The sequence below is a fragment of the Campylobacter sp. BCW_6467 genome (genome assembly GCF_001762855.1).
Lineage (GTDB): Bacteria > Campylobacterota > Campylobacteria > Campylobacterales > Campylobacteraceae > Campylobacter_D > Campylobacter_D jejuni.
Genome location: NZ_MJXP01000052.1, coordinates 121,860 through 134,475 on the forward strand (window position 1 = coordinate 121,860; position 12,616 = coordinate 134,475).

Consider the following 12,616-nt stretch of genomic DNA (forward strand, 5'->3'; position numbering starts at 1 on the left):
CATCCTTAATTTTTAATCATTTGTTCTAAACTTAAAGCCCCATCTAACAAGGTTTGTTCATCATAAGCTTTGCAAATCAGTTGTGCTGATATATTAAGCCCTTCTTTATCTTTTGCAACAGGCACACTAATGCCTCCAAGCCCTGCTAAATTTACAGAGATAGTATAAACATCTTCTAAATAAGTTTGCATAGGGCTTTTTTGGGTATCAAATTTAAAAGCTGTCGTAGGCGTTACAGGCATAAAAATAAGATCACAATCTTGCAAAATTTCTTCATATTTTGCCTTGATAAAAGCTCTAGCTTTTTGTGCTTTGATATAATACGCATCATAATATCCACTGCTTAAAACAAAAGTTCCTAACAAAATTCTTCTTTTTACTTCTTCGCCAAAACCTTCGCTGCGTGTATTTACATACATTTCTTTTAAATTTTGGATATTTTCAGAACGCTTGCCATAACGCACCCCATCATAACGACTTAAATTTGCACTTGCTTCAGCTGTTGCAATGATATAATACGCTGCGATATCAAACTTAGAATCAAGCAAATTTTTATATACAATCTTATGTCCATTAGCTTTTAACATATCTATGGTTTTTAAAAGTGCGTTTTTTACTTCACTATCTGCATCATTGACATAATTTTCAATCACTGCGATTTTTAATTTTTTATTTGCATTTAAATTTGGAACGGTTTTGATAAACTCGATATTTGCACTTGTGCTATCCATTTTGTCATATCCTGCGATCGCATCATATAAAATTGCCGCATCTTCTACATTTTGCGTTAAAACCCCGATTTGATCCAAACTTGAAGAATAAGAAGCTAAGCCATAGCGACTCACTCTTCCATAACTCGGTTTAAATCCTACACAACCACAAAAAGCCGCAGGTTGGCGTACAGATCCACCTGTATCAGAACCCAAACTTGCCAAAGCCAAGCCACCCGCTACCGCAGCAGCACTTCCACCACTTGACCCACCTGGAACACGCTCAAAATTTAAAGGATTTAAAGTTTTTCCATAACAAGAACTCGCTGTTGAACTTCCCATAGCAAATTCATCCATATTGCAACGCCCAAAAGGAGAAAAACCATTAGCTTTTAAATTAACAATCGCACTTGCATCATAAGGAGCAATATAACCTTGTAAAATCTTACTCGCACTAGTAAGCTCCCAACCTTTTACACTGATATTATCTTTTATAGCTACAGGCACACCTTCACCTGAAACGCTTAAGTCTTTATCTAAAAATTGTTCAATATAAGCACCTAATTTTTTTTCTTTTTTTGCTTTTTCATTGAGTTCTTTTTTTAAATTTTCAAGTTCTTCTTTGGAGTATTTTAAAGCTTCTTTTAAAGTTATCATTTATTTTCCTTTGTTTTTTTGATCAAAAATACTGCTAAAGCACTAAAAGCCAAAACCACCGCTATAGTTGTGATGATAATACTATTTGGAATAGGATTTTCTAGCATTGAACTCCTTTTAAAACTTCTTCACATCTTAAACAAGGTGTTTCTTCATTTTTACTTTGAAGTTTCCAACATCTTGGGCATTTACAAAGTGAAGCTTTGGTGATTTTAAATTTCTCATTCTCTACTTCAAATTCAGCCAAAATTTCTTCATTTTCATTGCTGATTTGACTTACCATAAACCAATCGGCTAATTCCTCATTTGGGAATTTATTAAAACTGATGTTTAAATTTAATTCCAAAGTAGATTTAATGATTTTATCTTTTTTAAGTATATCAATTTGTTCAAAAAATTTCTCTCTAGCGCTCATTAAAAATGTATCATCTATACCAAAATCATAATCAAAATCTTGAGTTAAACTCAGATCAAATACATCTTTTGCATCGCCTTTGATTAAAACATTAGCATGTTCTAGAGCCTCATCTACACTATAGCTTAAATTTGGAGCAAGTAAATTTAAAAGCTCTTTTGCCATCAAAGCCATAGCCACTTGAGCAGATTTTCTTCTTTGGGCATTTTCACTATCGCAATAAAGCCTATCTTTACTGATATCAAGATAAATCCCACTTAAATCCGCACTTAAAAAATTTAAAAGCAAACTAAAACCTTTGGCAAATTCATAAGCAAAAAATGCTTCTTTACTTGCTTTAAAAACTTTGGTTGCACGACTTAATATCCATTTATCAATAAAACTAAATTCTTTAACTTCTAAATCTTTTAAATCATTGGTATTAGCAAGTAAAAATCTTATAGTGTTTCTTATTTTGCGGTATTGTTCGCCCACTTGTTTTAAGATATTGTCTGAAATTTTTAAATCACTTGAATAATCACTTAAAAGTATCCAAAGTCTTAAAATTTCAACTCCATAGGTTTTTGCTACATATTCAGAAGCGATCACGTTGCCTTTAGATTTAGACATTTTTTGCCCTTTTTCATCGGTGGTAAAACCATGAGTTAAAATGCTTTCATAAGGTGCGCTTTCATTGATCACTGTACCTACAAGCAAAGAGCTTTGAAACCAACCCCGATGCTGATCGCTTCCTTCTAAATACATACTTGCTCTTTTTTCTCCTGCGTCATAAAGTCCGCTATTTAAAACTGCATTAAAAGTACTTCCGCTATCAAACCAAACATCTAAAATATCATATACTTTTTCTAAATTTTCAGCTTTGTATTTTGAATTTGTAGGAATTAAATCTTTGATTTCAAACTCCCACCACGCATCAGCACCGTGTTTTTCAAAAATAGCTGCTACAAAGTCAAAAAGTTCATCATCAAAAATCACTTCTTTAGTGTTTTTATCTCTAAAAAAGGCTATAGGCGTTCCCCAGTCCCTTTGTCTTGAAATACACCAATCTGGGCGATTTTCCACCATAGAACCTATTCTTTTTACCCCACTTTGCGGATAAAAGGTTGTTTTTAAAAGTTGTTCTTTTGCACACTCTCTTAAAGTTTTTCCTTGAAGTTTTGGTTCATCCATTAAAATAAACCATTGTTTAGTAGCTCTATAAATCACAGGCTTATGCGTTCTCCAACAAAATGGATAAGAGTGTATAAATTTAGAAGAATGTAAAAGTTTTTCGCCTAAAAGTTCTAAAATTTTTTCATTGGCCTTAAAAATATGAAGACCTATAAACTCTTCAAGCAAATGAGAAGGCAAAAGCCCTTTAGCTCTTAAAGTTTCATCATAACATCCACTATCATCAACAGGCATTAAAACTTCAATATCGTATTTCAAACAAGCATAGTAATCATCTTCGCCATGTCCTGGTGCAGTATGTACAAGTCCACTTCCACCATCCATCAATACATGCTCACCCATGATTAAAACAGATTTTCTTCCATTTAAAGGATTGATAGCTTCAAGTTTTTCAAATTCTTTTGCGTTGAGTTCTTTTTGAATTTCTCCACTTGTAAGTCCTTTTTCTACCATGCTTTTAAGCAAAGCACTTGCAAAAATCAAACCTTCTTTAGTGATCACATAATTTTCGTTAGGATTTAAGGCTATAGCTTGATTAGCCACCAAAGTCCAAGGCGTAGTTGTCCATATCACTGCGCTTGCTTTTGAAACGCCTAATTTTTCGCAAGCTTTTACATCTAAATCAAAAGCCACAAAGATAGAATAATCTTCTTTATCTTGATACTCTACTTCAGCTTCCGCTAAAGCTGACTTTGCCGCCCAACTCCAAAAAACAGGTTTAGAACGCTCACAAAGTAAGCCTTTTTTAGCAATCTCACATAAAGTTCTATAAATCGCTGCTTCAAACTCAAATTTCATAGTCAAATAAGGCTTATCCCAATCCGCAATAATGCCTAAATCTTTAAATTCTTCTCTTTGGATATCTACAAATTCACTCGCATGTTGTCTGCAAAACTCACGAATTTCTTTCTTGCTTAAGCTTTTTTTCTTTTCTCCAAGCTTTACTTCTACTTGTTGTTCTATAGGTAAACCATGACAATCCCACCCTGGAGTAAAACGCACACTCTCACCTTTAAAATAATGCGTTTTGATAATAGTTTCTTTTAAAATTTTATTTAAAGCATGTCCTATATGAATATGTCCGTTAGCATAAGGGGGGCCATCGTGCAAGGTAAAACTTTTTTTCGCATTTTTGCGATTTTCTTTCATTTTTTCATAAGCATAATTTTGCTCAAACCATTTTTTAAATCTTTGCGGTTCAAGTTCCGCTAAATTCGCCCGCATAGCAAAAGTAGTGCTGGGCAAAAGTAGAGTTTCTTTGTAGTCCATTTTTTCCACCTAATTTTTAATAATCTTAAATTCTACTCAAATTAGCTTTAATTTCTACTTTGTTTTTGGCTATAATTATAAGAAAAAAAGGAAAATTTATGAAACATTTGCTTTATCTTATAGGAGATGAGCTTACTATAAACGAAAAATTCAAAAATTATATTTATAGAACTTATGAAGAAAAATTTAAAGAAATTAACGAAATTCGCATACAAAATAAAACCGATAAAGATTTACCCTTTTTGCTTGAAAATCTCTTAAATCAGTATGATTTTATCACTTTATTTACAAGCCCTTTGCATTATGCGACTGTTGCTAAAATTTTAGCAACTTTAAATGATGATAATCTTATCTTAAAAGATGATACCTTGGTTCCAGATAAAGCAGAATTTAGTAAAAATAGCTTTGTATGTAATTTTTCAAATTCAAAAATTAATGTCGTTAAAATAAATCCAAGCGAAAAATTACCTGATCTTCTTGGGCATATAAAATTAAATTTTGCATATTTTTGCATTTTTGGCATGGATGATGAAAGCGCTATATTACTACTGCAAACCCTAACAAAATCTTATGAGATAAGTATAAAATCAACCAAGTTTTTAGATAATCTTGTGCTTATTAAGGCCACTTGCGCTAATTTTGGAAAACTTGATGGTTTTTTAAATAGCGTAAAAAATCTTTTTGGACAAAAGGTGTTTTTAGGTAAAGATCCTATACATTTTATAAGCTCTAAACTTTTAGAAAAAAAATTAAAAATTTCTTTTGCTGAAAGTTGCACAGGCGGACTTTGTGCAAGCACCTTAACCAAAATTTCAGGTGTAAGTGAAATTTTTGAAGGATCTATTGTAAGTTATTCCAACCGCATCAAACACGAATGGCTTGGAATTAGCGAAAGCGTCTTAGAAAATAATGGCGAATACAGTGAACGTTGTGTTTATTTTATGCTAAAAGGTATTTTTAAAACGGCTAATCCTGATTTTGCCTTAGCTATTAGCGGAGTAGTTGGCGAAAAAGATGAGGGAAAAATAAAATCAGGCACTATTTATATAGGCGCAATGTTTAGAGATGGAACTTTTATCCAAGAAACGCTTTATTTAGATGGAGATCGTGAATTTATGCAAGAACAAGCTGTTTTAGCAACTTTTTGCCTACTTTTAAAATTAAAACCTGAGATTTTTGAAATTTAAGGGATTTAAAAATGAAAGAAATTAAGCTAAAAGAAGACTTGGAAAAAATTTATCCCTTGATAAAACAATTAAGAAATAACCTATCTTTGAAAGATTTTTTAGACAAAATCCAACTTGCTACACAAACTCAACATTATAAACTTTTTGCCTATGAAAATGAGGGAAGCTACAAAGCAGCTTGTGGAGTCATGCCCTTTAATGTACTTTATCATAATCATTGTCTTTATATTTGTGATTTTGTCGTAGATGAAACTTTAAGAGGAAAAGGTATAGGTCAAGCTTTTTTGAAAAAAATCCAAATTTGGGCAAAAGATCAAGGATATGAAGAATTAGAACTAAGTTCAAGTTTTTTTAGAACACAAGCTCATGAATTTTATATCCAAAAAATGGGTTTTGAAAAATCCGGTTTTGTTTTTAAGAAAAATATCAAACTATAATATTTTTTGATTAAGCTTTGCATTTTATAATTAATATTATTATTTTTGATTTTAAGGAATAAAATGAATTTTAAAGAACTAATTTCAAAACGCAGAGCTTGTAAACTTTTTAATGATAAAAAAATCAATGAAAAGGATTTGCATTTTATATTAGAAAGTGGAGTCTTAGCCCCGAGCTCACATGGATTTGAGCCTTGGAAATTTGTAGTATTAGAACAAAAAGAACACAATCTTAAACTCTCAACCCTATGTTACAATCAACAAAATGTAGCAAGTGCGAGTCATAATATTATTTTTCTAGCAAGAAAAGATCTTCAAAGCAAAGATGAATTTGCACAAAAATAAGTGCGTCGTTTCTCAGGTTCTAGCGAAGAAAATTTTCAAAAAATTTTAGAAATTTACACCCATAAAACCAATGCAATGAATGATAATGAACTCTATCATTACGCACAACTTCAATGCTATCTTGCTATGATGCAAATGTCGCTAGCTGCAATGAGCTTAGGTATTGATTCTTGTATGATAGGTGGCTTTGAAAAAACTAAGGTTGATGATTTTCTTCATTTAACTTATCCTTTTGAAACTGCTGTAATTTTATCCTTAGGATATAAAGCCCACGAACCAAAATATTCTACTCAACGCTTAAATTTTAATGAAGTCGTCGAATTTTACAAGGAAAAATAATGAAAAAAGAACTTGAAATTTTTAGCACAAGATATTCTTGTAGAAATTTTAAAAATGAAAAACTCAAAAAAGAGGATTTAAATTCTATTTTAGAAATAGCAAGATTAAGTCCCAGCTCCTTAGGACTAGAACCTTGGAAATTTATAGTAGTGCAAGATGAGAAAAGAAAAGAAGAACTTTCTAAAATTTGCAACCAACAAAAACATGTAAAAGATTGCGCTGTATTAATTATCATCATTTCAAGACTTGATTTTTTAGATTATTTTGAAGAAAAACTTAGAAAAAGAGATATGAGTAAAACAGAAATTCAAAAACGCTTAGATACTTATATGCCTTTTTTAAAATCTCTAAATCAAGAACAAAAAATATCTTATGCAAGAGAACAAGCTCATATAGCTCTAGCTAGCATACTTTACAGTGCTAATGCTTTAAATATAGCAAGCTGCACTATAGGTGGTTTTGATAAAGAAAAGCTTGATTCTTATTTATCACTTGATATTCAAAAAGAAAGATCAAGTTTGGTAGTGGCTTTAGGATATTGCAACGATGAAAAAAATCCTCAAAAAAATCGTTTTAGTTTTGATGAAGTTGTAAAATTTATTTAAATTTTGCTTAAAAGCAAAATTTAAATAAAAATAAACTGATTCTTTTTTGTATTTTTACTAAGTCTTTGCTTAAATTTTATACAATTTTGATTATAATTTTACATTTAATTTCACAAGGCTTGTTATGAATTTACCCAATATCTTGGCGATTTTTAGAATGGTTTTAGCACCTTTATTATTTTTTTTATTAATTCATAAATTTGAAAACATTCATCAAAGTTGGATTAACTATTTTGCTGCTTTAACTTTTTCATTAGCGGCTTTAAGTGATTTTTTTGATGGATACATCGCAAGAACTTGGAAACAAACTACAAAACTGGGTGGAATCTTAGATCCATTAGCCGATAAAATGCTTGTTTTAGCAGCTTTTTTAGGGCTTTTACTTACAGGAAAAGCTAATGAATGGGTAATTTATATTATCTTAGTAAGGGAATTTTTTATCACGGGTTTTAGAGTTGTAATGATCAGTGAAAATTTAAATGTCAATGCTTCTTTTGCAGGCAAACTTAAAACCGCTTTTCAAATGACTGCGATAGGATTTTTAATCATGGAGTGGATAGGCGGAGAAATTCTACTTTACATAGCTTTGATTTTAACTCTTTATTCTGGATTTGAATACATCTATACTTATATAAAAGCTCAAAAAAAAGGAGAAAAATGAGATCTTTATTGTTTTTAATTGTTATTTTGATTTTGGGAATTAAATTTTATTCTATTGAATTTTTAGCAACTGTTTTAGTCATCTCATTTTTAATTTTCTTTCACGAATTAGGACATTTTTTAGCTGCAAGATCTTTGGGTGTAAAAGTTGAAGTCTTTAGTATAGGATTTGGAAAAAGTCTTATAGAGCGTGAATTTAAAGGTACAAACTATCGCTTAAGCGCTTTACCACTTGGAGGATATGTTAAACTTAAAGGACAAGATGATATGCGTCCTGGTTTTGAAAATCTAGACAAAGATAGCTATAGCATTTTAAGTCCTTTAAAAAAGATTTATATTCTTTTTGCTGGACCATTTTTTAACCTGATTTTAGCTTTTTTTCTTTATATTATCATAGGAAATTTAGGTCTAAGCAAACTTGCTCCGCAAATAGGAAGCATAGCGCCAAACTCTGCTGCACAAGACATAGGACTTCAAAAAAATGATACTATCTTAGAAATCAACGGTATAAGAATTCAAAGCTTTGATGAAATTTCAAAGCATTTAAGTTTAGAGCCTTTGAAAATATTAATCGATAGAGAAGGAAAAAATTTAGAATTTATTTTAACTCCAAAAATAGGACAAGGATATAATGACTTTGGACAAATCGTTGAAAAACCTCAACTTGGAATCAGTCCAAATGGTACAAGCACTCTTGTAAAACATCAAGGTTTAGAAAGTTTTAAATATGCCGCACAAGAAAGTTTTCAAGCTTCCACACTCATCATCAAGGGTATTGTAAAACTCATAAGTGGTGAAGTTGAAGCAAAAAATTTAGGCGGTATTATCACCATGACTGAAATTACCTCAAAGGCTGCACAAAATAGCTTTACTTTGCTTTTATTTATCACTGCTTTAATTTCTATAAATTTAGGTATTTTAAATCTTTTACCTATTCCTATGCTTGATGGAGGACATATACTTTTTAATCTTTATGAAATGATTTTTAGACGCAAGATTCCACAGCGTGCTTTTGAATACTTAAGTTACGCAGGCATGGCAATACTTTTAAGCTTAATGCTCTTTGCAACTTATAATGATATATCAAGGATTGCAGGTGAATAAAAAATTTTCCTACCCTATTCCAAATTTTACTGATAGAAGAAAAAGTATCATCTTTTGGCGCTATTTGCGTTTTCAAGCAAGAAAAATTCTATATTTTCCTCAAGTAAGGCTTCTAGAAAAAACGCTTAATGAAGAAAAAAATAAACATTTAAAAGACTTTTTCTCTCAAAGACCCTATGCTTGCTACAATGCTATAAGAAGATTTTGCGATAAAAGTTTTAAAGCAAATGAACGCGTTAAAACACTTATTTATGATGTTGATAAGGGACTTACTTGTTTTAAATTTCTTCCCGAAGAACAAATGATTTTTTCTTTTGATGAAGATTTTGAGCTTTTTTTAGGATATAACCATAATGTTTACGAAGAAGGTTTTTGGGCTTTTTCTTTAAAATTTAAAAAATACACTATTTCACAATGTAATTTTTGCTTTACTTTAGAAAATAATCTTCTACTTTCTTGCATACAAGGATATAAATACAAAGATTTTAATATTTTAGAAATTAATAAAATTTTAACTAAAAAATGTCATGGTTTGCGCCCTGTTGCTTTACTTATAGAATGCTCTAAGATGCTTTGTGAAATTTTAAAACTTCAAGCTACTTTAGGTGTACATGAAAAAAATCAAATCCGTTCTCAAAAAGGAAAAGAAAAAGGCTATTTTGTAGATTATCAAAAAATTTGGCTAGAAAATGGTGGAGAATTAATAAAAATCGATAAACACAAATACTACAAGCTCCACCACTCGCAAAAAAACCTAGAAGAAATCCCTTCGCAAAAACGCTCCATGTATAAAAAACGTTTTGCCATGCTTGAAAATATTAAACAAAATTTATTCCAAATTTTATCTAAATAATACTTTTTAAATATTCTACACTTTTCTCGCAACCTTTTTTTTGAAGTTTTAAAAGCCTCTCTAAGCATTCTTGAGATACTTCTTGAGGATAATAATACTGCATAGCTTTTAAATCTTCAAACAAAGATTTTTCTATCTTAAAAGCCCCTTTACCTAATTCTTTAACCCCGCCTGTTCCTTTTTCTCTTTTAAAAGTCGCACAATAAGGATAACATTGCTCTACATTAATACGGTCAAGTCCTTCTTTTTTAAGAATTTCTACACAAGTTTTAATGTCTAAATTTCCTTCTCCCAAAGGAACGCCGCAAACATATTCTACACCCTCTTCAATGAAAACTATATGATCTTTACAATGCGTGCTAAAAGTATATTTAGCCATGTCTTTGCAAGCTTTTATAGGATCTTCATAGGCCATCATAGAATTTCCAAAATCATATAAAAATCCTATTTTAGGATGACTGATCAATTTCAACAAATCAAGCAAATCCTCTGAAGTTTGATACTCATGATTTTCTATAGCAAGTTTTAAATCATATTTTTCCAAAATCGGTATCAAAGCTTTTATTTCATCCTTTGTAGCTAAAAAATCTTCTTTATCGAATCTAGTAGTAATTTTAGAATCATCATAAGCCCCATCGCTAGCATGTTTAACTTTTTTATTTTTATCGGTTAAGGGCACATAAGAGCGTATAATTTTAGCACCTAAAATAGAAGCTACTTTAGCAATTTTTTCAAATTTATCTTTATTAAAACCCTTAGAGTCAATCTCACAATACATATTGTATTCATCCAATTTGGCTTTAATTTTTTTAAGATGATTTTCGTCATCGCTTCCTAAGCATCCCCATTCTTCATCCAAACCAAAATCTTTAATGATATTTATAATCACACCCTCACAGCCCAAATTTTTAGCAAAATCGATATAAGAAAATATATCCATCCTACCATTTTGAAACCATAAATGCATGCTTTCAGTTTCTAAACCTATTTTCATGATACCACTCCTTTTAATGCTTTTTTTCTAGCTATCATCTTAAGCAAAATCGTAGTTACAATCACACCACAAATAGCAAAAATCCCCATTAACGCAAAAACAATTTGATAGCCTAATAAACCTTTAAAACGATCGATCATAAAACCATAAAGTGCAAAACAAAAAAGTTGTGGAGAATAACCAAAAATACAAGCTATACTCATAGCAGCTCCACTAATTTCCCTAGGCATTTCTATCTCATCCACAGGAGCAAAAAATGTCGCACGCATAGTAAAAACAAGAGCGGCAAAACCTAAGGTTAAACTCATACCAAAATAAATATTTAATTTCTCATGAGGCATAAAAACAAAAATTAATATGGCCAAGGCTGCTAAAATCAAAGCAAAACGCAAATATCTTGTTGAAGATTTAAAGGTTTTATCTGCTAAATATCCCCCAATTGGCCCACCTACTAATTTTAAAGTGTATTGATTGATAATACCATAAGCACCGACCAAAGCCACAGGCATACCATAAATATCTTTTAAAAATGGAATAAAATAAGTCAAACCACAATACACAGAATAAATAGTAAAAATGGTCAAAGATACCACCCAAATTTCAGGAGTTTTAATCGCTTTGATAACTCCATTCCAAGCGGCTTTGTTTTTACTGATTTCATTTCCTTGCTCATCTTGGGTATTAATTTTGTCATCTTCAAGTAGAAAATATGCCAAAATACCTGCTATAATCACACAAGCGCTATAAAATAATATAGCAGCCTTAAGTCCACCTGCGCCAGACCCTAAAAGTAAAAAAATTCCCAAAGCACTAAAAGCAACTATAGTATCTATAACACCACGTCCTGCTTCTAAAAATCCAAAAAGTCTTCCTTGTTGAGTAGAATCTCCAAGCAAGCGAATGGCTTTAAGCAAAACAGGCCAATACACAACTTCTCCAAATAAAGAAAGCAAACCCCAAGCTATTAAAATTCCATAAAAAGAAGGAAAAGTAGAAATATAAATTCCAACCAAACCCACACAAACCAATGAAAAAGGAATGAGTATTTTTTTAGAAAATCTATCTGCTATATAAATGGATGCAATATTTCCCACCGTTTGCACTATGCCATAAACTGAGAGCGCGAGTCCAATTTGTGTATTGCTAAGATTCATAAATTCTTGCATAGGCACATAAAAGGCATCTTTTAAAGAGGAAAGTTTGAAAACAGTTCCTCCGCCAATAACTAAAACGATAAAAGTAAACCAACGAATAGGTTTCGTACTATTCATATTCACCCTCCTTTTTTAACAATTCGCAACTTAAATTAATTATATCACGGATTAAGATAAAAGGTTAAAATTTCACCTTTAAATTATAAACAGATAATTACAAAAAGTTACAACACTTATTGAAGTATAAATTAAGTATATTTTGATATAATTTAGTCTTGCTTTATGCAAAATCCTTGCTCATGAAAATGGGCTTTAATATCCATAAGGAGAAAAGATGAAACATTATGAGGTTTTATTTATCTTAAAACCAACACTTACCGAAGAGGAAGTGAATGCGAAGTTGGAATTCGTTAAAGAAGTCCTAACCAAAAATGGTGCAGAAATTGAAACTGTTGTTCCAATGGGCACTAGAAAATTAGCGTATAAAATCAAAAAATACGAAAGAGGAACTTATTTTGTGATTTATTTCAAAGCTCCTACAAACTTGATCGCTGAGCTTGAAAGGGTGTTAAGAATCACTGAAGAAGTAATAAGATTTTTAATCGTAAAATATGAAAACAAAAAAGAAATTGCAGCTTGGGAAAAACTAAGCCACGGGATTAAGCAATCTAAAAAAGAAATCAAACCTTTAGATGCTCCTGAAATTCAATAAGGAAA

At 31.0% G+C, this 12,616-nt stretch carries 12 protein-coding genes and 1 pseudogene; 8 read left to right on the plus strand and 5 right to left on the minus strand.

Annotated features, from left to right (window positions below; genetic code table 11):
- Positions 1-5 precede the first annotated feature (5 nt).
- Genes gatA through ileS form a run of 3 tightly spaced genes read right to left on the minus strand, consistent with a single transcriptional unit; the run spans position 6 to position 4,221 of the window.
- Entirely contained in the window at positions 6-1,367 is a 1,362-nt protein-coding gene (gatA, locus tag AJ888_RS08370; protein WP_070296240.1) for an Asp-tRNA(Asn)/Glu-tRNA(Gln) amidotransferase subunit GatA, read from the minus strand.
- Complete coding sequence (locus AJ888_RS08375; RefSeq protein ID WP_002869114.1) at positions 1,364-1,474, minus strand: membrane protein; 111 nt, start codon at positions 1,472-1,474, stop codon at positions 1,364-1,366. Before AJ888_RS08375 ends, gatA begins: the two co-directional genes overlap by 4 nt.
- Positions 1,468-4,221, minus strand: a complete 2,754-nt coding sequence (gene ileS / locus AJ888_RS08380) for an isoleucine--tRNA ligase (protein ID WP_070296241.1) — start codon at positions 4,219-4,221, stop codon at positions 1,468-1,470. The genes AJ888_RS08375 and ileS overlap by 7 nt, the downstream gene beginning before the upstream one ends.
- 98 nt (positions 4,222-4,319) lie before the next feature.
- Here ileS and AJ888_RS08385 point away from each other — a divergent pair, with 98 nt between their 5' ends.
- The 7 genes and pseudogenes from AJ888_RS08385 (at position 4,320) to AJ888_RS08420 (ending at position 9,751) form a co-directional block, all read left to right on the plus strand.
- The gene (locus tag AJ888_RS08385; RefSeq protein WP_002853490.1) at positions 4,320-5,408 is read left to right on the plus strand and encodes a CinA family protein; all 1,089 of its coding nucleotides are present in this window, start codon (positions 4,320-4,322) and stop codon (positions 5,406-5,408) included.
- A gap of 11 nt (positions 5,409-5,419) precedes the next feature.
- Positions 5,420-5,845, plus strand: coding sequence for a GNAT family N-acetyltransferase (locus AJ888_RS08390; protein ID WP_070274746.1), 426 nt, complete (start codon positions 5,420-5,422; stop codon positions 5,843-5,845).
- Positions 5,846-5,908: 63 nt separating this feature from the next.
- A pseudogene (locus AJ888_RS09280) lies at positions 5,909-6,529 on the plus strand (NAD(P)H-dependent oxidoreductase).
- A complete protein-coding gene (locus tag AJ888_RS08405) occupies positions 6,529-7,134 on the plus strand; it encodes an NAD(P)H-dependent oxidoreductase (RefSeq protein WP_070274748.1) in 606 nt (201 codons plus the stop codon). Before AJ888_RS09280 ends, AJ888_RS08405 begins: the two are co-directional and overlap by 1 nt.
- A 124-nt stretch (positions 7,135-7,258) precedes the next feature.
- Positions 7,259-7,795 carry a CDP-diacylglycerol--glycerol-3-phosphate 3-phosphatidyltransferase gene (gene pgsA, locus AJ888_RS08410; RefSeq protein WP_002812871.1) on the plus strand — a complete coding sequence of 179 codons (537 nt, stop codon included), beginning with the start codon at positions 7,259-7,261 and terminating at the stop codon, positions 7,793-7,795.
- Positions 7,792-8,898, plus strand: coding sequence for an RIP metalloprotease RseP (gene rseP / locus AJ888_RS08415; protein ID WP_002864274.1), 1,107 nt, complete (start codon positions 7,792-7,794; stop codon positions 8,896-8,898). Before pgsA ends, rseP begins: the two co-directional genes overlap by 4 nt.
- The gene (locus tag AJ888_RS08420) at positions 8,891-9,751 is read left to right on the plus strand and encodes a VirK family antimicrobial peptide resistance protein (RefSeq protein ID WP_002882614.1); all 861 of its coding nucleotides are present in this window, start codon (positions 8,891-8,893) and stop codon (positions 9,749-9,751) included. Before rseP ends, AJ888_RS08420 begins: the two co-directional genes overlap by 8 nt.
- Here AJ888_RS08420 and AJ888_RS08425 read toward each other — a convergent pair.
- Positions 9,744-10,745, minus strand: coding sequence for a sugar phosphate isomerase/epimerase family protein (locus tag AJ888_RS08425; RefSeq protein ID WP_053872671.1), 1,002 nt, complete (start codon positions 10,743-10,745; stop codon positions 9,744-9,746). The genes AJ888_RS08420 and AJ888_RS08425 overlap by 8 nt on opposite strands.
- Positions 10,742-12,016, minus strand: a complete 1,275-nt coding sequence (locus tag AJ888_RS08430; protein ID WP_002861796.1) for an MFS transporter — start codon at positions 12,014-12,016, stop codon at positions 10,742-10,744. Before AJ888_RS08430 ends, AJ888_RS08425 begins: the two co-directional genes overlap by 4 nt.
- Before the next feature lie 217 nt (positions 12,017-12,233).
- On the opposite strand from AJ888_RS08430, the gene rpsF reads away from it, so the two are divergent.
- The gene (gene rpsF / locus AJ888_RS08435) at positions 12,234-12,611 is read left to right on the plus strand and encodes a 30S ribosomal protein S6 (protein ID WP_002812868.1); all 378 of its coding nucleotides are present in this window, start codon (positions 12,234-12,236) and stop codon (positions 12,609-12,611) included.
- The last annotated feature ends 5 nt before the right edge of the window (positions 12,612-12,616 follow it).